Source organism: Paenibacillus sp. FSL P4-0113 (genome assembly GCF_038009305.1).
Classification (GTDB): Bacteria; Bacillota; Bacilli; order Paenibacillales; family Paenibacillaceae; genus Paenibacillus; species Paenibacillus polymyxa_D.
In genome coordinates this window covers 1,093,066-1,112,376 of record NZ_JBBPAZ010000001.1, presented here as the reverse complement: position 1 = coordinate 1,112,376, position 19,311 = coordinate 1,093,066, and the positions used below count along the sequence as shown (strand labels likewise).

At 47.2% G+C, this 19,311-nt stretch carries 19 protein-coding genes; 11 read left to right on the top strand and 8 right to left on the bottom strand.

The genetic code is table 11. From position 1 onward, the window contains the following. Nucleotides 1-2: 2 nt before the first annotated feature. The 5 genes from MKX46_RS04295 (at nt 3) to MKX46_RS04275 (ending at nt 4,023) form a co-directional block, all read left to right on the top strand. Nucleotides 3-635 carry an RNA polymerase sigma factor gene (locus MKX46_RS04295; protein ID WP_341070946.1) on the top strand — a complete coding sequence of 211 codons (633 nt, stop codon included), beginning with the start codon at nt 3-5 and terminating at the stop codon, nt 633-635. Beyond that, the gene (locus MKX46_RS04290) at nt 632-1,102 is read left to right on the top strand and encodes a hypothetical protein (protein WP_029517379.1); all 471 of its coding nucleotides are present in this window, start codon (nt 632-634) and stop codon (nt 1,100-1,102) included. The genes MKX46_RS04295 and MKX46_RS04290 overlap by 4 nt, the downstream gene beginning before the upstream one ends. Before the next feature lie 94 nt (nt 1,103-1,196). Next, entirely contained in the window at nt 1,197-2,462 is a 1,266-nt protein-coding gene (locus MKX46_RS04285) for a multi-tm2 domain protein (protein ID WP_340885717.1), read from the top strand. Nucleotide 2,463: 1 nt separating this feature from the next. After that, entirely contained in the window at nt 2,464-3,246 is a 783-nt protein-coding gene (locus MKX46_RS04280; protein ID WP_340885714.1) for a hypothetical protein, read from the top strand. A gap of 165 nt (nt 3,247-3,411) precedes the next feature. Then, entirely contained in the window at nt 3,412-4,023 is a 612-nt protein-coding gene (locus tag MKX46_RS04275) for a flavin reductase family protein (RefSeq protein WP_069011515.1), read from the top strand. A gap of 540 nt (nt 4,024-4,563) precedes the next feature. On the opposite strand, the gene MKX46_RS04270 is transcribed toward MKX46_RS04275, so the two are convergent. The 7 genes from MKX46_RS04270 to MKX46_RS04240 all read right to left on the bottom strand — a co-directional run bounded on the left by MKX46_RS04270 (nt 4,564) and on the right by MKX46_RS04240 (nt 11,942). Beyond that, nucleotides 4,564-5,220 carry a methylthioribulose 1-phosphate dehydratase gene (locus tag MKX46_RS04270; RefSeq protein WP_029517383.1) on the bottom strand — a complete coding sequence of 219 codons (657 nt, stop codon included), beginning with the start codon at nt 5,218-5,220 and terminating at the stop codon, nt 4,564-4,566. Continuing rightward, nucleotides 5,221-5,898, bottom strand: coding sequence for a 2-hydroxy-3-keto-5-methylthiopentenyl-1-phosphate phosphatase (locus MKX46_RS04265; RefSeq protein ID WP_029517384.1), 678 nt, complete (start codon nt 5,896-5,898; stop codon nt 5,221-5,223). Further along, on the bottom strand, nt 5,895-7,106 hold the full coding sequence (locus tag MKX46_RS04260) for a 2,3-diketo-5-methylthiopentyl-1-phosphate enolase (protein ID WP_341070944.1): 1,212 nt from the start codon (nt 7,104-7,106) through the stop codon (nt 5,895-5,897). Before MKX46_RS04260 ends, MKX46_RS04265 begins: the two co-directional genes overlap by 4 nt. Further along, nucleotides 7,103-7,969 carry a pyrroline-5-carboxylate reductase gene (gene proC / locus MKX46_RS04255; RefSeq protein WP_029517386.1) on the bottom strand — a complete coding sequence of 289 codons (867 nt, stop codon included), beginning with the start codon at nt 7,967-7,969 and terminating at the stop codon, nt 7,103-7,105. Before proC ends, MKX46_RS04260 begins: the two co-directional genes overlap by 4 nt. Nucleotides 7,970-8,008: 39 nt before the next feature. Then, the gene (locus MKX46_RS04250) at nt 8,009-9,301 is read right to left on the bottom strand and encodes a glutamate-5-semialdehyde dehydrogenase (protein ID WP_341070943.1); all 1,293 of its coding nucleotides are present in this window, start codon (nt 9,299-9,301) and stop codon (nt 8,009-8,011) included. Between the two features lie 12 nt (nt 9,302-9,313). Next, a complete protein-coding gene (proB, locus tag MKX46_RS04245; protein WP_069011518.1) occupies nt 9,314-10,519 on the bottom strand; it encodes a glutamate 5-kinase in 1,206 nt (401 codons plus the stop codon). A gap of 241 nt (nt 10,520-10,760) precedes the next feature. Next, nucleotides 10,761-11,942, bottom strand: a complete 1,182-nt coding sequence (locus tag MKX46_RS04240) for a pyridoxal phosphate-dependent aminotransferase (protein WP_340932462.1) — start codon at nt 11,940-11,942, stop codon at nt 10,761-10,763. Nucleotides 11,943-12,118: 176 nt separating this feature from the next. Here MKX46_RS04240 and MKX46_RS04235 point away from each other — a divergent pair, with 176 nt between their 5' ends. The 5 genes from MKX46_RS04235 to MKX46_RS04215 all read left to right on the top strand — a co-directional run bounded on the left by MKX46_RS04235 (nt 12,119) and on the right by MKX46_RS04215 (nt 15,994). Further along, entirely contained in the window at nt 12,119-12,937 is an 819-nt protein-coding gene (locus tag MKX46_RS04235; protein ID WP_341070942.1) for a carbon-nitrogen family hydrolase, read from the top strand. A 22-nt stretch (nt 12,938-12,959) separates the two neighbouring features. Next, the gene (locus MKX46_RS04230) at nt 12,960-14,240 is read left to right on the top strand and encodes a helix-turn-helix domain-containing protein (protein WP_029517391.1); all 1,281 of its coding nucleotides are present in this window, start codon (nt 12,960-12,962) and stop codon (nt 14,238-14,240) included. A 236-nt stretch (nt 14,241-14,476) separates the two neighbouring features. Next, nucleotides 14,477-14,896: a hypothetical protein gene (locus MKX46_RS04225; protein ID WP_029517392.1), complete on the top strand. Its 420-nt coding sequence runs from the start codon at nt 14,477-14,479 to the stop codon at nt 14,894-14,896. Between the two features lie 72 nt (nt 14,897-14,968). Further along, nucleotides 14,969-15,772, top strand: coding sequence for a hypothetical protein (locus MKX46_RS04220; RefSeq protein WP_165146856.1), 804 nt, complete (start codon nt 14,969-14,971; stop codon nt 15,770-15,772). Between the two features lie 81 nt (nt 15,773-15,853). Continuing rightward, nucleotides 15,854-15,994: a hypothetical protein gene (locus MKX46_RS04215; protein ID WP_165082404.1), complete on the top strand. Its 141-nt coding sequence runs from the start codon at nt 15,854-15,856 to the stop codon at nt 15,992-15,994. A gap of 338 nt (nt 15,995-16,332) precedes the next feature. Here MKX46_RS04215 and MKX46_RS04210 read toward each other — a convergent pair whose 3' ends face one another. Beyond that, a complete protein-coding gene (locus MKX46_RS04210) occupies nt 16,333-17,250 on the bottom strand; it encodes a LysR family transcriptional regulator (RefSeq protein ID WP_029517394.1) in 918 nt (305 codons plus the stop codon). Nucleotides 17,251-17,488: 238 nt separating this feature from the next. On the opposite strand from MKX46_RS04210, the gene MKX46_RS04205 reads away from it, so the two are divergent. Continuing rightward, the gene (locus MKX46_RS04205) at nt 17,489-19,105 is read left to right on the top strand and encodes an alkaline phosphatase (protein ID WP_341070941.1); all 1,617 of its coding nucleotides are present in this window, start codon (nt 17,489-17,491) and stop codon (nt 19,103-19,105) included. Nucleotides 19,106-19,311: the final 206 nt, after the last annotated feature.

Sequence of the window (19,311 nt, the reverse complement as noted above, 5' to 3'; positions counted from 1 at the left end):
GTGTGTCCTTTTTAAATTATTTTTTCGAAATATGCAGGGGAAGGAAATTTCCTGGCGTCTATAGTATTGGGAAGGGGGAGAGCGTCATTGATATAGAGAGAATCATTGAACGAATACGGTCTGGTGACCGGCAGGCGTTCCGTGAGATCGTAGAGCTGTACAGCAAGCATGTATTTCATATCGCCTATTCGGTGCTGCATGACAGCAAGGAAGCAGAAGATGCCGCGCAGGAGGCATTCGTTCAGGTGTACAAGTCTCTCCCCCAGTACCGGAACGAAGGTTTTAAAACGTGGCTGAGCCGAATTGCGCTCCACAAAGCGCTGGATATTAAGCGCAAACAGGACAGACGCCCCGCAGAGCTAATAGACGTCGCACAATCCCTTGTACAGCTCCCTTCCCGGGATGAGGATGTGCTGGCTCGTCTCATCCGCGAGGAGCAAATTAAAGAACTATCGCAAAAAATCGCTCAGTTGCCCCAGCAACATCGGGATATTATTCAAGCCTACTATATGCAGGGCAAAACCTACGGCCAAATTGCAGAAGAGACGCAGGTAGCTTTAAAAACGGTAGAGTCGAGACTCTACCGGGCGCGACTATGGATTCGAAACCACTGGAAGGAGGAGGAATGGCAATGACTGACCAACAGGATAAACCGTGGATTGAAGGGAAATCGAATGACTGGCATGCTTACATTGCAGGAACTTGCACGATAGAGGAATCTGCCCGGCTGGAAAGGCTCCTGCTGGAAGACGAACAGGCGCTGATGTTATATCTTGTTGCACTGGAGCAATTGGAGTCAACTATGAAAGATTATTCTGCCTGGATGGATACGGAGCGCTTCACAGATCAGGTAATGGCCGTTCTTCCCGAGCTAGAAGCTGAACCGAGTCAAGTTATGTTCAAAAAACGCCGCTGGTTTGAAAAACCTGTGTTTCACTATGTTGTCGCCGCAAGCCTAACGTTGATCTTGTTGTCCAGTGGAGCCTTTGACAAAATGATGCCGCAAACAGACGGAAAGCCGATTCCTCCAAAAGAACGCGTCTCTTACAGTGAAGAGGTCATGCGAGCTACCACGACCTGGCTCGATAAATTAAAGCCCTAAATCTTCGGATAAAGGGTGAGACGAAAAACTCAAAAACAACAACCTTCGGATGGGGACTTCATTAAAATTCCATAAATAGAAAGGAAGTGTAGCGATGCCTTATACGGAAAGAAGCAAGCTCTTGGCATTTCTATTGAACATCATTCCCGGTGTGGGACACTATTACTGGACCAGAAAAGCCAATGCGTTTGTATACACCATTTTGTTTTTCGGATGTCTGGCGGGAGGATTATTTTTTTCAGTGGTATCAAGAGACGAATTACCTTTATTGGCCAGTATGTTTGTTGCCGCTCTTTTTTGGGGGCTGAGTATGCTGCATATTATTATTAGCTTGTTGCGTTATGATCCTCGTGCAGCTGCTGTTCCATATCCCCCTCATGTAGGACCTAATCCATATGGTTATTACTCGCAAAGTGGGCCTTATGGACAGGCTGGTTTAACAGGAGAGGTACCGGAGGAGGCAACACACGCAGATACGGATTCACCGGGGGCAGGAATGGGATATGGCCCAGGCTATAACCATTATCAACAAGGACACTATGGTATGGCAGGATCACCAGCTTTTCAAAAGGGATCGGACAATGAACGATTTTTTACGATTTTGCTGTCGTTCATTCCTGGATTGGGACACCTTCACTTGGGCCTGATGCAGCGTGGTTTGTCTTTTCTGCTATCTTTCTTTGGCTTTGGAGCGATCCTCGTTTTTATTACCAGCATTACAAACGAATCCGGATTTTTGGCGTTTGCGGGCGTGTTACCGATCATTTGGCTGTATTGCATGTTTGATGCGGTGCAGCATGTACATCGCAAACAAGCGGGAGAAATGCTTCAGGACCGTACTTTGTTTGAGGAACTGGAATATGGAAGAGTCGAGGGACGGCGGAGTAAAATGCTGGCTACCATTTTATCGGTATTTCCCGGTGCTGGACATATGTATATCGGTATGCAAAAGCGTGGACTCCAGCTCATGCTTCTGTTTTTAGGAGGCATCTATGTACTGGACGTGCTGCATCTTTCACTTTTTTTGTTCCTGATTCCGGTGGTCTGGTTTTATAGCTTTTTTGATGCGTTGCAGCAAGTAAGCCGTTATGGACGGGAGCCGCTGATCGACAAGCCTGTGATCGGTATGTTTGCACAATATCACCGCTGGGTAGGCTTGGGGTTACTATTGCTAGGAGCCTATTACATCTTAATCAACGTATTAGTTCCTACTTTGGAACGTCTGTTTCCGAATGGAGAGATTTATAATTTGGTTGACATGTATCTACGAACGATTATCGTATCCTTATTGTTGATCGGCGGTGGTATTTGGATGATGATCGGGAATTCCAAATCTAAACGAGTAAAGGAGAAGCAATAGAATGGATACTGAATTTTCAAAGAGTGAGGCTCCCTTTAAGGGAGCCCATCATCCTCAGAGCGATGGAGGAGGCTCCACAGGTATATTGGGTACATCATCTAACAAAAATAATTCCTCTAAAGCGTCAAACGCTCCGGCAGGGGTGTGGAAAGTCGGAAGGCTGTCCATGGGACTTTTCCTCGTCCTGCTGGGGAGCATAACGTTTGCCTCCAAGTTTTGGGGAGCGGGCATACTGGACCAGGCTTTGACCTGGTGGCCTGTCGTTTTTGTTTTGCTAGGTTTGGAAATTTTAATGTATACTGCTTGGAAGGGGACGCGTGAGCGTATTCGTTATGATGTATTCAGTATGTTTATTACGGCGGTATTGGTTTTTTGCTGTATCGGATTTGCCTTGGTCAGTTCATTGGGGATCACTCCGCAAGTCAGAGAAATAATGAGTTCGGTTCAGGAAACAAGGGTTCTCCCAGACTGGCATGAAAAACTGCCTGCCAAAGTGAACAAAGTGATTGTACAGGGAGAAGATCCTTATGCGGTCAAAATTGACGCAACCAGCTCACCGGAAGTGCATGTGTTCGGAAGTTATGTATACACAGGCAAAGAGGACGAAATAAAGGGTCAAGATTTATATCAGACCAAGCAAATCGGCGATACCTTGTATGTATTACTGGGTCAAATTCCGACACGGTTTATGCAGACTCAACAGCAGCTTGATGTTACGATTGCTGTACCTGAGGGAATTACGGTTACTGTGCGCGATAGCCGAGGAAATATAATTGAAAAATAGGGAGATTTTCCGGCTCCAACTTTACATTTTGTATCATTCACGCGATACTTGAAAAGGAAGCCTGAGATGTCATCCATGTCGCTAACTAATGGTGCATTTGCTTATCAGGCGAAACTTGATGGTGTGCAGTCGAATAGCGATTGTGATCGGAAATGAGGGAGAAAAATGATTTCGTTGAATCCTGATACGCTTACAGGGCGTGAAAATTATAAGCTGTTGACCGGAAGTATTATTCCAAGGCCGGTAGCCTTTGTAACGACTTTGAGCAGCGAAGGGGTGCTGAATGGTGCGCCGTTCAGTTATTTTTCCATCGTTGCTTCCGAGCCGCCACTGCTGTCTGTATCCGTACAACGTGTCGATGGAGTATCCAAAGATACAACACGTAATGCGATGGAGCATAAAGCTTTTGTCGTACATATCACAGACGAGGACAATGTGGGAGCGGTGAATGTGACGGCTTCCCGTCTGTCTCCGCAGGAGAGTGAGGTTACACTGGCAGGCCTTACCCCGATAAAAAGTACAAAAATCGCAGTTCCCGGTGTGACAGAAGCGAAAATACGCATGGAATGTATTCTGGAACAGGTGATACCGCTAGGAGGCAAGGAGGACACACCTGCTTGTGATCTGTTAATCGGACGCGTAGTGCAGTATCATTTATCCGAGGAAGCGTACCAAAATACGTATGTGATTGCTAAGGAGTTGCGTCCAGTAAGTCGGTTGGCTGGGAACAATTATGCGAAGCTAGGAGAGCAATTCACGCTGGAGCGTCCCCAATAGGGGGCGCTTTTTTTACAGCATGCCTAAAATTACATCGGAAGGATTCTTATTCATCACATTTCCTTTATGAAGGCTATGTTTAATCTGAATGTTGATATTATTGTGGTGTTTCGAGAGCCAAGTGTTTAAAATGAGTCCCTATTTTGTTGGAGTTCCCTGATGAAAAAACATTTGCCATTGACCATCGTTTAGTTTCCAAATGGAACTTCTTAATGACCTATTTCCATCGTCAATCGATTTAGTACAGTATGTTGAATGTACAAAATCTGACGACAACAACTTTATTTTAAAGTTGGTAATTATAAATGGTATGTAGTTCAAAGGAGCTCTATCATTTAAAAAAATTAATTGCAATGATTTGTCGTATTTTTTACCCGAAGAGCCATATCACCTCAACTAAGATTTTATGTCACCACTAGGATAGGAAACTTTTTTAATAAAAAAGAGAACGTACCGTGCTTTTCGCTCAGGCCCCGTTCTCGATATTCAATAACCGCTTTTACTAATAATGATACACATCTTTGAGACTTATGAGTTTATTTACTTCAAAGTTTTCAGCAGCAGGGAGCGATACGTCGTTTCAAACAAAAATTCAAACGCCTCCAAATGCTTTTTAGCCTCAAATACATCACGGCCCCACGCATAAATGCCGTGGTTACGCAATAAAATTCCAGGCACCTGATCATTCAGTACACCAGACACCAGCCTGGCAATCGAGGCAATATCCGCGTAATTAGGCAGCACAGGAATATCAATCGCAGCATTTTCTTCCCAAATGTTAAAAGCCTTGATCAGCTCAATACCTTGGATAGGTACAGCGCTTTGCTCACCATAATATTCGGAAATCAGATTGTTAAACACGGTATGCACATGAAAAACTGCTCCACAGCCTGTCAGGCGGTAAATTTCGCAATGGATGAGCGTCTCTGCACTTGGCTTGAGGTTTGTGGCTTCTGCTGCTTTTCCGTATTGGTCTACGAACAGAAAATCCTCAGGAGTGCGTTTGGTCTTATCCTTGCCGCTGGCGGTAACTGCAAAATAAAATTGTTCGGGGTGAAAGTCACCGATTCGGATCGACAGATTACCGCTTGTGCCTGGGAACCAGTTGCGAGATGCGAATAGTTCTTTGACATCAGCGAGCTCTTCCAGTGCGCGGCGTTTTTCTTCCAATGAAATGTCTGCCAAGTTAAAACTCATTTACAGCACCCCTTGCTCCTGTTTTTGCTTTAAATCCTCGATAATGTCATCAAATGTTTCAAAGGGTACATGTGGTACGCCAAGTTCTTGACACTTTAAAGTCAGATGCGAACGGGAGTACACAAGATCGGCAATTTTAGCTCCTTCAAAATCGGTCAGACTGTCGCCGATCAAAATCCGTTCATATTGTTCGGGAGAGTATTGACGAATCACAGTCGTTTTACACATGCCGCAGTCATTTGTACACGGCTCCTCACATGGATGCGGCCACGTAATCTGGATGCGCTCCTCGGAAAAATCTGCTTTGTTGCAATAGACGTGGTCGTGTGGAATATCGAATGGTTTTAGCAATGGATCAATAAAAAAATCAATGCCGCCGCTGGTAACGAAAAATTCAATCTGCTGCTCCCGTACATAGTCCAAAAAGCGTGCAAAGCCCTCGCGTATACCAGCTTGTCCAAGTACATATGAGATAATTTCGCCCTTTTGCTCCGAAGGCATCAAGGCGAACATCGCACCTACGCCTTCACGAATGGATGTATGCCCATTTACGATCTGATGCATGATGGGCTCACAGCCTGCAGGCTGAAAATGCTTCATAATGGCGACAATATTATCGCTGTTCGTAATTGTCCCGTCAAAATCGCAAAAAATGACGGGCTTCTTTGCTGTGCTCATCGTTCTCCCCCCCACGTGTCAAGCGCAGATTGCAGCTCGGGGTGAGTACGGGCGTATTCTGCCAGCGGGACATTCTGCTGTACGGCTTCAATCGCCTGCACAAAGGCGCGCCCACCGGCTTCTGTACCTAGCGGATGGCCGTGAATCCCACCCCCGGCGTTGACAACAGCGTCAGTACCAAAGTCACGTACAATTAACGGCACGAGGCCCGGGTGAATCCCTGCGGAAGGGACAGGCATGCTGGCCTTCAGCGGTAGATCAGGGGTGATCAGTTCATCGCGGATCGCCATGTTTTCCTCACGCGGCATCGTCACTGAGCCGTAGGGAGAAGGGAAGAGGACGAGGTCAGCGCCAGCCAGCCGCATAAGCTGACCAAGTAGAACGGACGCCGATATACCATAATGTGGCGACGGATAAGCAGCTCCCGCCAACGAAGGATGAGCAGCAATTGGCACCGAGACGGCGGGATCGCTGCTAAGTTCATGCAGCACATCGTAACCGTAGGCCAACACGTTAAACAGTAACGCGTTGGCACCCGCGTCGATGGCCTTGAGAGCTTGCGTCTTAAGCTGCGAGGTCGGCCCCGTTAAATTAGCCGCATACAGCAGCTTTTTACCGGTTTCGCGCTCAGCCGCTTCGGCAGCTTTGATGCAGGCTTCGACACGTTTCTCAATTGGTGTCAGCGCATTTTCAAACAAGATCTCGTCATCCTTGATCAGATCAACGCCACCCAGAGCCTGCCGGGTAAACTGTTCACGAAGTTCGTCCAAATCGAGGCCAATCACAGATTTGAAAATGCTCATGAGTAAGGGACGATCATGCACGCCGAGCTGCTCGCGCAAGCCGCTGATACCGAATTTCGGTCCCGGAAAAGCAGAGCGGAAGGCTTCCGAGAAACCCAGCTTCGTTAGCTTAATTCGGCCGTCCATCGAAATTTTGCCGAAGACTGTGACCAGCAGTGCGGGAATATCCCGGCTGAAGTTGACATCCGGGTAAGCGATGGTCAGGTCGGCGTACCGTTCACCAGGACCCCCATCGTGAATATCCACAGAATGAACCGAGCCAAGATGCTTTTGCATCGCGTCCCGTTTGGCTTGCGGGAGCTCAGTCCAGCTGCCCACCGTCATGCCGATGGCAATAGATTGGGCCTTTTGGTTAAAATCGGCTTTGTCATCGTATACCCGGTAGGTCGCCAAGCAATAGCTCATTCAATTCCCTCCTTGAGTACAGCTCCCATCTCGCGGGATCGTTCAGCGCACCGCTGCACCGCTGCAATCACCGTTTCATAGAAGTCACCTTTGTCCAGCATTTCCAATGCAGCTACTGTAGAGCCATTAGGAGACATGATTTTGTGGCGAAGGGCAGAAGGCTCCTCTCCGGTTTGCTGTACCATGCGTGCCGCTCCAAGCGCGGTTTGCACCGTTAGTTCGTGCGCTTGCTCAGGGGTCAAGCCACCACGAATTCCCCCGGCAATCATGGCTTCCATCAGATAGTAGACATAGGCAGGGCCGCTTCCAGATATCCCGGTCAAAACATCCATTTTTTCTTCCTCTATAACCGTCACCGTACCTACAGATTCGAACATCGTAAGCACATTTTTACGCTGGTTTTCGCTGATCTCTTTGGAAAAGCTAATGCCTGTAGCTCCCAGCCCAATCGAGCTGGATGTATTGGGCATCGTCCGTGCGATCGGCTGCTTGCGACCCAGTAATGTTTGCATCGTACGAATGGACAATCCAGCGATGACCGATATGATCAGCTGCTCATCAGACAGAAGTGGGCCGAGCTGTCCAAGTGCTTGTGCAGCATCCTTGGGCTTCATGGCAAGCACAATGACTGGAGAACGACGCAGAAGCTCGGTTTTGGCGGCATCCTCGGTTTGGTACAAGACTCCATATTGCTTTTGAAGTTCCTCAAGACGAGCCTGATTACTGCGGTTGATAACGGTAATACCACTACGTTTAACGACAGAACGAGCCGTCATTCCACGAATAATAGCCTCTGCCATTGATCCTGCCCCGAAAAACGTAATTTGCTCGTTAATTAAAACTTTCGTTTGTGATTCACACATAGATTCATAACCTCCAAGGATACGGATTGATTTTTGTTATTATTCCCTGATTTGTCCAGTACCGTACACGCGATATTTGGTTGAAGTCAAGGCAGGCAATCCCATTGGACCACGGGCATGTAATTTTTGTGTGCTGATTCCGATCTCGGCACCAAACCCGAACTCAAAGCCATCTGTGAAGCGAGTGGATGCATTGTGGTACACGGCTGCCGCGTCCACTTCTTGCAGAAAACGCTCGACATGGGCTTGGTCCTCGGTGATAATACACTCAGAATGCATCGTACCGTAACGGGCAATGTGCTCCAGTACTTCGTCCAAATTGTCCACGACCTTGACGTTCATAATGTAATCATTATACTCGGTGCCATAGTCCTCTTCTGTGGCAGGAACAGCCCAAGGAGCCAATTCTCGTGTGCGTGCGCAGCCGCGTAGCTCGACCCCCGCATCACGAAAGCGTTCTGCCAATCCTGTTAAGTGTGCTTTTGCATAATCCGAGTGTACGAGCAGTGTTTCCATCGAGTTACACACGGACGGTCTTTGCACCTTGGCATTCAGTGTAATCGCTTCGGCCATTGCTGCATCCGCTGTAGCGTCCAAAAAGGTATGGCACACACCTGCTCCGGTTTCGATGACAGGTACGGTAGCGTTCTGAACAACATTTTGAATGAGTGAACGCCCGCCACGTGGAATAATTACATCCAGCAAGCCGTTCAAGGTGAGCATTTCGTTGACCGAGGCACGGTCTGAATCTTCAATAAGTTGAAGTGCCTCGCGTGGCACAGCTGTTGCGTCTAATGCCTGCTGGAGTACTTCGATAATCTTGCGGTTGGAGAAGAGGGCGGCCGAACCACCGCGTAGCACAACCGGATTACCTGTTTTCAAGCACAGGCCCGCGGCATCCACGGTTACATTTGGACGCGCTTCATATATGATGCCGATGACACCCAGCGGCACACGTATCTTCTCAATTCGCAGACCGTTTGGACGTTCAATTTGCTCAAGGGTGTCGCCGACCGGGTCAGGTAGTGCCACAATTTGGCGTAATCCTTCGGCAATTGCCCCGATTCGGTCCTCGGTCAGCGTGAGGCGGTCGAGCAGCGATTCCGATGTTCCCAATTCCCGTCCATGTTTCAGGTCATTATGGTTTGCTGCAATCAGCTCTTCAGTATGGTTTACTAGAGCTTCAGCCATAGCAAGCAATGCTTCGTTTTTCTGTGCTGTAGTCAGGCGATTCATGACCCCGGCACTTTTTTTGGCAAGATTCGCTTTGGTTCGTACTTCGCTAAACTGATTCTCCTCGGTTGTAGCTGTGTTTGTCGTTAAATCACTCATGTTACGGCCTCCCTACATACATAATGTAATCCATTCATCCCTGTGAATCACCTCAAGCCGGTGAATGGGACCAATTTTGCCCACAACCTCACCGCTCGGTAATCCTTGTACCATTCGAAGCTGTTCATCGTCATAATTGACGATGCCGCGTCCTAACACTTTATTTTCCGGTCCGAGCACCTCAACGACATCTCCGGCATGAAAGCTGCCCTCGACACGTCGTACGCCAACCGGAAGTAGACTGTGTCCTCCGTGAACCAGCGCGTCCTCGGCCCCTTCGTCTACATGCACCGCGCCCAGAGGGGTGGACATAAATCCAAGCCATTGTTTTTTCATCGGAAGTGAAGAGAGGTGAGTGTCAAAATATGTTCCCGGTCCGTGTCCTTCAACGGCTGCGTCTAGATCGCCATTCGCGCTTACACGTCCCACATATACAGGCACACCGCCGCGTGTAGCGACTTTGGCAGCTTCGATCTTGGATCGCATGCCGCCAGTACCTACAGACGATCCAGAACCTCCAGCTAATGCATAAATCTCCTCTGTAATTTCTTCGATACGTTCAAAACGTACGGCATTCGGATGCTTGCGCGGATCTGCCGTATATACGCCATCGGTGTCCGTAATGATAATCAGATGCTGAGCTTTGACCAGATTGGCAACCAGCGCGGACAGCATATCGTTATCGCCGAATTTCAATTCGTCAATTGATACCGTGTCATTTTCGTTAAAGATCGGGATAACCTGCTGGCGCAGCAATTCTTCTACGGTCATTCCGGCATTGTTCATCCGTTTGCGGATCAAAAAGTCACTACGGGTAAGCAGAACCTGCGCGATCACTAGGTCAAAATCTTTAAAAGCCTGCTCATAGGCCTGCATGAGAAGAGCTTGGCCAACAGCCGCTGCCGCCTGCTTTTCATGTAGCAGCTTAGGGCGAAACGGGTACCCAATCTCTCTGAATCCGGCGGCTACTGCGCCTGATGTAACCAGCAGCACTTCATAACCTTTTGCACGAAGCAAGCTGATTTCCCGGGCAAAATAAGCGATGGCTTCCCGATTCAAGCCACCTTCCACTCCAGTTAGAGAGCTGCTACCGATTTTAATGACGATACGTGTTGACATGACGTCCACTTCCTTAATTTTACTCTTTTTAATGCAAAAAAACTTCCATCCTTTGTATGCAAAGGACGAAAGTTTGTGCTTCCGCGGTACCACCTTCATTGATGATTCATGATCATCCCACTTGAAACCTGTTAACGGCAGGGGCCGCCTGATTGCGCAGGGCGCTCGGGGATAGGAGTTGGGAGAGAGTCCAGGTAAATTCTTGCAGCCTATCGGAATTTACTCTCTGAACAGGACCGGGTCTCTCTTAATAGTCCCTTCAACGCGCTAAATGATATTGGATACAGAATACCACGAAAAGACCAGGTTTGGCAAAGAAGTTGTAGCTGGAAAATACGGATTAACCAAACAGGTTTAGCTTGCCAATTCGATCAGCCGCCTCGGTCAGTCGAGCTTCTGAGCTCAGCAGCCCCGCTCGCACATATCCTTCGCCGCCACTCCCGAAGCCGATCCCTGGAGCGACAGCCACCTTGGCTTCCCGCAACAACAGATCAGCAAAAGAAGTAGAAGTATAGCCCTGCGGCACAGGCAACCAACTGAAAAAGGAGCCGCTTGGGCGTGTCGCCTTCCAGCCGATTTGCCCAAGTGCATCATAAAAAGCGTTACGGCGCGATTCATAACGGGCAACCAGCTCGCTTACGCAGTTCTGCGAGGCCGTCAAGGCTGTTGCTGCGGCTGCCTGAATGCCGCCAAACAAGCTTACATAAATATGATCCTGCAGCAGGTTAATCATCGAGATGATTTCGGTATTACCGAGCGCGAAACCAACACGCCAGCCCGCCATATTGTACGTTTTGGACAAGGTATAGAACTCAATCCCCACGTCTTTAGCACCCTTAGCCTGTAGGAAGCTTACCGGACGTTCGCCATCAAATCCAATAGCGCCATAGGCAAAATCACTGGCAACCACAATGCCGTTACGTTGCGCGAATTCAACCGTATCCTCGTAAAAGGAAAGTGGAGCAGTAGCCGAGGTAGGATTATTCGGATAGTTAAGGAACATTAGCTTAGCGCGGCGGCGGTCTTCCGCGGAAATGGCTTCATAGTCGGGCAGAAAACGATTCTCTTCCTTTAATGACAGAAAAGACATTTCCGCTTTAGCCAAGGCTACACCTGACCAGTAGTCCGGATAACCGGGATCAGGGACGAGACACATATCGCCGGGATTGAGTAAAACTTGCGGTAGCTGAACCAAGCCTGTTTTCCCGCCAAACAGGATGGCGACCTCGGTTTCAGGATTGAGCGTTACACCGTAATCCTCCTGATAGCGCTGGGCAACGGCTTCCTTGAGAAAGCTATAACCGCGAAATGGCGAATATTTATGATATAGCGGGTTATCTGCTGATTCCTGCAAAGCTTTTACAATATGAGAAGGAGTGGGGGTATCGGGGTTCCCCTGTCCGAGATTAATGACATCATGCCCCGCCGCGATTTCACGGTTTACATTTTGTACAAGTGTGGCAAAAAATTGAGTGGGTAACTGTTTCATGACGTCAGAGGAAGGAATAGAAAAATGAGTCATCCATGTACACGACCTTTTGGAATAGTTTAAGAAATAATCTATCACGATTTTACCGAGCTGTATAGGGGGAATTAAGCTTGCATGGTTGCGTAATCCAGACTGATCGGGCTATGATGGGAGAAAATACCGGACAATGGGTCACGAGAAGCTCCGGCTCACAAGGAGGATGAAGGATTTTGACGTATCAGGAAGCTCAGCCGTTCAGTGTTGCACTCATACAAGCTCACATAGAGATAGGAAATCCCCCGGAAAACCGCAGTCATATCCGAGCTTTAATGGAACAAGCGATGAAAGCCGAACTGAGGCCGGATCTGATTGTCCTGCCAGAAATATGGAACACAGGCTATGCCTTGGAGCGCATTCATGAGCTGGCGGACAAGGAAGGAACGGAGACCCGGGCATGGATAGCAGCATTCGCTGCCACCCACCAAGTGAACGTAGTAGCTGGGTCGATCGCAGAGAAAAAAAGCGACGGTCATGTGTATAATACGATGCTTGTTTTTGACCGAACAGGCAGAGAGGTTGCTTCGTATTCCAAAATTCATCTATTCCGACTTATGGATGAAGAAAAATATTTGCAGCCTGGCGAAGAAAAGGTTTTATTCGCACTGGATGATGGGATTCAGGCAGGTGCGTCGATCTGCTATGATATCCGGTTTCCTGAACTAGCCCGCAGTTTGGCTCTGTCGGGCGCGAATTTGCTGATCGTACCCGCAGAATGGCCTCATCCTCGGCTGCATCACTGGCGCACCTTGCTGACCGCACGTGCTATAGAAAATCAAATGTATGTCATTGCTTGTAACCGGGTAGGTCGCAGCGGAGAAACTGATTTCTTCGGGCATTCACTTATTATTGATCCATGGGGAGAAATCATTGCTGAGGGCGGAGAGCAGGAGGAGATTCTCACAGGAACGATTGAGTCTGCCTTGGTGCAGGACGTGCGTGGTCGTATTCCGGTGTTTGAAGATCGGCGTCCCTCACTGTATGACCGATAATCAGTGTAGAAAGGAATACTCCATGCTTAAGGAACGCATTGAATTTTTGTGTAAAAAGAAAAACCTGTCCCGTAAAGAGCTGGTAGACGGGCTGGTGACACCTGCACATTTTGCGAATATACTGGCCGACCGTTACCCGTTAGCAGAGGATCTGGCCGAGCAAATTGCTGGGCGTTTAGGTGTAAACCCATCGTACCTCTTACGTGCAGCGGCAGAGGATGAGGAAACGCTGGCTACAGCGGATAAGATTTTTACAGAGCTGTCCAAGCTGGCTAATCCTGCCACGGAAGGCTATGTGGATCAGCTGGAGGATCGCAACGATTCACTGGTAGTGGAAATGACGACTTATTTGATGAAGGCCGTTTATTACCAGCAATTAAATGACCCAACGGCCTATGAATATTTACATCAAACCTATTTGAATTTTTATTTGGAGAAGTTTGGTCGTTCGGATGAGGTGGAGCTGCCCGCACCGCTAAAAAAAGCAATTTTATTTTATAAAATCCAGTATCTCCGCTCTAAAAATCATTATTATGATGTGCTGAATAACGTTACGCAGTTAATCCGATTGGTGGAAGAGGGGACGGAAAACTGGCTCAATGCGCAAAACATTATGATGGAGGCCTGCATTCAGGTTAAGCAATTTGATCAGGCGAAGCAGGTATTCGAGCAGACGATGCGAAGGGTGTATGATGATCGGCTTTTTCACCGTTTGACGGGCCTGTATGTAGCTTACAGCGGATATTGTTTTGCCATGGGTTCTGTACAGGAAGCACTGTTAACGCTGTCTATGGCTGAGGCCAATCTAGTCTATTTGGAAAATGCGGCAGATATGCTCACGACCATCCTGAACAACCGGATTATTATGCTGACATCGATTGGAGAGCTGGACAAGGCATTGGAGGAAGTAGGGCGTTTTGAAGCGCTGGTGAGTCGGGAGCGGGAGGAAATGCAGCAGATGATGCTGCCCGTTACGCTGATATATCGTTGTGAGATTGCGTTTGTGCGGAAAAATTGGGGCCTTCTCTCACAGCATTTGGATCAGCTTCGCCAAACCAATCTGACAACAGATCAGCAAATGGGGCTTGATTTTTATGAAAGCCAGCTTGCGCTTGCTCAGGGAAATCAGGACGCCTTTTGGATGCATGCCTTGCAATGCTTGCCTTATTTTGAAGCTCTTCAGCATCCAGCGCGGCTTGAACAGTTATATGAAACGCTGGCTGTGGTGTCCGAGGACAGTCGTCGTTATAAAGAATCATCTGCGTATTATCGTAAACTGGTCTATCTTTTAAGAAAAAAATAGTCAGAAATCATTCGCTTTTCACAAAACTATCGGATAGATTGTTCGAAAGAATACTCGGAAGTGTGCAAAATTTTGTGCGAACCGTGCCAAAGTTCAAAAATAAACCGACAAAATACAGGTTGAAGCTCCTGTTTTTCCGGTTTTTTTGTATGTGCCAAAACGTATTGTGATGTCAGGAACCGTCTTCTATACTGAATTCATAAGGTACGACAATACAAAATACGAGGTGCAATCACATGATGAACTTTTTCGGTAAAAAGAAAAAACAGCAGGATGCGATAGAACAAGCAGATCAACTGATGAATAAAGGCCTGTCAGGATTATTTATGAAAGGTCTAGTACCCAAAGAGCATCGGGAACAGATCAACCAAAGCCTAAATTCGGCAAGACAAGCTCAAACAGCGGCTAACGGTGGTTTGGCGATGGCAGCGACTGCGGTTATTATTTCGGTAACAGATACCGGGAAGCTCGTGAATTTTGATCCGATCGTAGTGCTAGTGCTAGATGTGACAGAAATTAACGGCAATCGATACCAAAAAACGTTGGAAACGCTCGTATCCAAGCTGCAAATCCCGCGGCCTGGAGATACGGTGGGTCTGGGAAGCAACCCGAAAAATCCATCAGAGCTGATCTATATGGGTCTGGTGACAGCGTAAAATGAATGAGGTGTTTCACCCTATCTTGCTGACATATATTTTAAACAGATGATTGAAAAGGGGTTTTGAAGGATGAAAGGATTTTTGAGTATGATCGGGGTACTTCTAGTGTTTGGTGTAGGCTTCTCACCATTCTTGGCTAACTACTTATGGAATGATCCATTTTTGATTATGGATGCTCCGTGGTATCGGCCGTTAATTTATACAGGCTTTGCGCTTATATTTCTACCTGGTATTATAGGTGCGTTTTTCGGAGGGGGTAAAGTCAAGAAGGGTGCTCCTGGGGTAGGGATCATTACTAGTGTTCAGCAAACAGGGACTTATGTAAACAATCAGCCGCAGGTAAAACTTGGGTTGACCGTAACCAAACAGGGAGAAGACAAATATGATACTGCTTTGACGACGATTATTCCTTTAACTTCCATGGCTCAATTTCAGCCAGGCTCGATCATTCCACTCGTAATATCGGAGAAAGACAAAAAGAAAGTAGGACTTGACCTGAAAGGGCAGGTGTCGCAGATGGATTTGCAAGCGTTAATGAATGAGCAAATGGTCAAGCAGGGCGTATCGCCCGAGCTGATGGAAATTGCCAAAACCGGTGAGCAGGCATATGCAAAGGTGCTGGATGTTACACCCATGGGTGAAGCGGGATCCGATAAAATTAAGCTTCAATTTACGCTGAGTGTAACGAAAAGCAACGGCGATACCTTTAATGTAACCACGCAAAAGGATGTTTTTTCTTCCCAACTATCCAAGCTGCAGCAAGGAAGCATTATAGAGGTCATTTATTCACCTCAAGATCCTTCAAAATTGGTCTTTAAAACACAAGTGAGTGAAGCCGAGGTACAGCAAGCATTTGGTTCTTCTCGATCATAAAAAAGTTTTTTATGATACCTGTTTCAGATACAGCCTATAGGTGTATTATAATAGTATCCCGACACCAGGAGGTTGATAACGATGGATAACCAAAGTAGATCCGAACTGGCGAATAGGGATGGCCTGTCACGGCCGAGAGGCTTAAATAGACAGGTTGTCGGAAACAACTATGAAATGGGCTATGATCAGGACAAAAGTCCACCACATCTAGGGAGACCCTGATCACAACAAGGCGAGGACAGACACTTTGGGATCACACAGCACATTGGAACTGAGGTAGGACATTCTTGGATACCAAGACTAGAGACCTTAAGGAAAGAAGTGATGCGGGATGGATAAAGTGGAGTTTCCGAGCAAGCGTAGAGTAATCAGGCGAGGCTGACATGAATTTCAAATGAACATGAAATGTGGTTCGTTGAAGACAGATGGAAGCAACATCGCAACAGTGTAATCGAACCCGTGATCTAATTGCAGTATTGAAAGTATAGGGGCGAAGCCCCAGGACCGTCTTCCTCTCTGGCTTGGGCTGGGGAGGAAGACGGTCCTTTTCACGTTCGAGGCTACTTTTGAGAAAGTTGCTCGACCGTTTCTCGGAAGGTATCAATAAAAGCTTCGGCAGCTTTAGACAAATAACGTCCGTTCCGGTAAGCAATGGCCAGGGTACGGCTGGGAGTAGGTTCGGCGAGTGGCAGCAATGCTGGAACAAACTCGCTACTGGCGGCCCGTGCGATAAAACGTGGGACGAGTGTCACGCCCATACCTGTCGCTACGAGCGATTGAAGGGTCTCCATATTAGTGCTTTCAAACACCACATTGGGTTCAAAGCCTGCTTGATGACATAGATCCATCGTCAGCTTGCGAAAGCCTTGCCCTTTTTTCAGGACGACAAAAGGCTCGTCTTTCAGTTCTTCCATATGCACTGGCAGCGGCTGGGTACCATTTTTACGCAGGGCTAGGGGATGACCCGGAGGAACAGCGAGATCAATCCATTCTTCACCGATGGGTACATAAGAAAGTGTAGGTTCTACTAAGGGAAGAGAGAGCAGGCTGAGATCTGTATCGCCACTTGCCGTTTTTTTCTCCAGATTCATGGATGAATCTTCGACTAACACGATTTCAATGTCTGGATGAGCCCTCTTGAATACAGGCAGCACATGCGGCAGCAAATGGGAGCCTGTGATAGGCATACTGCCAACGACGACCTTCCCTTTTCGCAGCTGAGAAATATCGTCCATTTCCTGCCGGAGCTGCTCGACTGCATCAACTATTTTTTTTGCCTTTTCTACAAAGCTTGCTCCTGCATGTGTTAATTCCACCGTGCTGGTGTTGCGTTGAAATAAAAGTACCCCAAGTTCTTTTTCAAGTTTGGACAATTGTTGGCTCAAAGAAGGCTGAGCAATATGCAGTTTTTCTGCTGCGCGTGAGAAGTTTTTTTCCGCTGCAATTTGCAGGGTGTACTGAAGCTGTCTGAATTCCATCGAATTTCATGCTCCTTATCTTATAAACTTTTCCTATTACATCATAGACTGATTATACAATAATAAAATTAAATGCCCAGTCCTGACGAATCTCATGTGTCACAAGTATTATATAGATGAAGCGTTTTGTCACAAATATCGTCTTTTAATATAGATAATGAATTCCTTTAACATTCTCCTGATAAAACATAATTAATCTTAGTTCTGGTTGTACAAAAAAGATCTGGGAGGAAAATGAATGCTAAAATGTTGGGGGCTACATACGAAAAAATCGGTGGCTGCACTCGTAGCGACGATGATGCTAGCAGTAAGCGGTGGGACGGCGATGGCAGTCGAAAAGGACACGTCGATTAAAAACGTAATTATTTTGATTCCAGACGGTATGGCTAATGACGCCACTGCACTGGCTAGATGGTACAAAGGATCCTCCTTAACGTTAGACAGCATGGCAAGCGGCATGGTGCGTACGCATTCTGCGGATGCTCCAATTGCCGATTCTGCTCCAGCGGGTACTGCTTTTGCCACAGGACATAAATCTCATACTGGGTATGTGGGTGTCCTTCCTGATGAGGCGACAATGCCTGGACAACAACCCATTGCAGGGGGTGACGCCAAAAAGCCTGTAGCTTCCATTCTTGAGGCTTCCAAGCTGGCAGGAAAATCGACCGGAATTATTGCGACTTCCGAGATTATGCATGCGACACCAGCTGATTTTACCGCACATTATCCTGATCGTAAAAATTATGATGCACTCAGCATGCAGCAAGCCTACAACGGGGTTGACGTAGTGTTAGGTGGAGGCGGCAAGTTTTTGGAGGCAGCAGGGCGTAAAGATGGCCAAGATTTGGTAGCCCAAATTAAAGACCAGGGTTATGACTTTGTCACGACACCTGAAGGGTTGAAAAAATCGACCTCCAGCAAGCTCTGGGGCAGCTTTTCTCCCGAAGCCCTTGCGTATAACCTGGATCGCGATGCATCCAAGGAACCTAGTCTGGCGGAAATGACATCGAAAGCCATTGATGTGTTGTCCAAAAACGATAAAGGCTTCTTCTTAATGGTAGAAGGCAGTAAAGTGGATTGGGCCGCCCATGCAAATGATCCAACCGGAATTATTAGTGACGTGCTTTCATTTGACGATGCGGTGAAAGTGGCTGTGGATTACGCCAAACAAAACCAAAATACTGTCGTCGTAGCAGTGACAGACCACGGAAACGGTGGATTGACGATTGGTAGCAGCGATACAACTAGCAATTATGACAAAACGCCTTTAGCTGCTTTTATAGACCCGCTGAAAAAAGCGAAGCTGACGGGTGAAGGCTTGGAAGCCAAGCTGAATGCAGATCGCAGCAATATTAAAGAGGTGCTTTCCACGTATTTTGGCATCACCGATTTGACAGACGAAGAAGTGAAAACCATTAAAGATGCCAAAGAAGGCAGCATGAACTATGCTGTCGGACCGATCATTAGCAAACGTGCGAATATTGGCTGGACTACAGGCGGACATACAGGAGGCGATGTCGTGTTGTACACGTACGCGCCGAACGGAGACCGTCCATCCGGTGTAATCGACAATACGGATGTAAATAAGTATATGACACGTGTACTTGGACTGGACTTGGATACAGTCAGCAAGCAGCTTTTTGTTCCTGCAAAAGCCGCTTTTGAAGCTAAAGGAGCCAAGTTTACTGCGGATACGAAAGTCATTACAGTGACCAAAGGCAGTAACAAGCTGGAACTTCCGGTATACAAAAATATTGCTATGCTGAATGGTAAAAATACCACGCTCAACGGTGTAGCTGTATTTAACGGTGTTGATTATTTTGTACCCCAGCAGGCAATTGATTTGATTCAGTAATATGCAGAACCATTCGACAAGGGCTGTTTCTTCCATTAGAGGAAGAGACAGCTTTTTTGTGTGTTGAGCTAAATGTGTATTTTTTGAGGCGGAAGTTGAAGAAGGTTTTTATAAAATGGGATTTTTTGTGAAACTAGTCACGTTACATCTTCTTCGATATTGCTAGAATATACATGTACGGTACAAGCCGCCGATGATGTGAAGTC

Excerpts from the sequence above, each read along its gene's own strand:
- MKX46_RS04290 (WP_029517379.1), top strand. The coding sequence starts at position 632 with ATGACTGACCAACAGGATAAACCGTGGATTGAAGGGAAATCGAATGAC.
- MKX46_RS04285 (WP_340885717.1), top strand. The coding sequence starts at position 1,197 with ATGCCTTATACGGAAAGAAGCAAGCTCTTGGCATTTCTATTGAACATC.
- MKX46_RS04280 (WP_340885714.1), top strand. The coding sequence starts at position 2,464 with ATGGATACTGAATTTTCAAAGAGTGAGGCTCCCTTTAAGGGAGCCCAT.
- MKX46_RS04275 (WP_069011515.1), top strand. The coding sequence starts at position 3,412 with ATGATTTCGTTGAATCCTGATACGCTTACAGGGCGTGAAAATTATAAG.
- MKX46_RS04270 (WP_029517383.1), bottom strand. The coding sequence starts at position 5,220 with ATGAGTTTTAACTTGGCAGACATTTCATTGGAAGAAAAACGCCGCGCA.
- MKX46_RS04265 (WP_029517384.1), bottom strand. The coding sequence starts at position 5,898 with ATGAGCACAGCAAAGAAGCCCGTCATTTTTTGCGATTTTGACGGGACA.
- MKX46_RS04260 (WP_341070944.1), bottom strand. The coding sequence starts at position 7,106 with ATGAGCTATTGCTTGGCGACCTACCGGGTATACGATGACAAAGCCGAT.
- proC (WP_029517386.1), bottom strand. The coding sequence starts at position 7,969 with ATGTGTGAATCACAAACGAAAGTTTTAATTAACGAGCAAATTACGTTT.
- MKX46_RS04250 (WP_341070943.1), bottom strand. The coding sequence starts at position 9,301 with ATGAGTGATTTAACGACAAACACAGCTACAACCGAGGAGAATCAGTTT.
- proB (WP_069011518.1), bottom strand. The coding sequence starts at position 10,519 with ATGAAGGTGGTACCGCGGAAGCACAAACTTTCGTCCTTTGCATACAAA.
- MKX46_RS04240 (WP_340932462.1), bottom strand. The coding sequence starts at position 11,942 with ATGACTCATTTTTCTATTCCTTCCTCTGACGTCATGAAACAGTTACCC.
- MKX46_RS04230 (WP_029517391.1), top strand. The coding sequence starts at position 12,960 with ATGCTTAAGGAACGCATTGAATTTTTGTGTAAAAAGAAAAACCTGTCC.
- MKX46_RS04225 (WP_029517392.1), top strand. The coding sequence starts at position 14,477 with ATGATGAACTTTTTCGGTAAAAAGAAAAAACAGCAGGATGCGATAGAA.
- MKX46_RS04220 (WP_165146856.1), top strand. The coding sequence starts at position 14,969 with ATGAAAGGATTTTTGAGTATGATCGGGGTACTTCTAGTGTTTGGTGTA.
- MKX46_RS04215 (WP_165082404.1), top strand. The coding sequence starts at position 15,854 with ATGGATAACCAAAGTAGATCCGAACTGGCGAATAGGGATGGCCTGTCA.
- MKX46_RS04210 (WP_029517394.1), bottom strand. The coding sequence starts at position 17,250 with ATGGAATTCAGACAGCTTCAGTACACCCTGCAAATTGCAGCGGAAAAA.
- MKX46_RS04205 (WP_341070941.1), top strand. The coding sequence starts at position 17,489 with ATGCTAAAATGTTGGGGGCTACATACGAAAAAATCGGTGGCTGCACTC.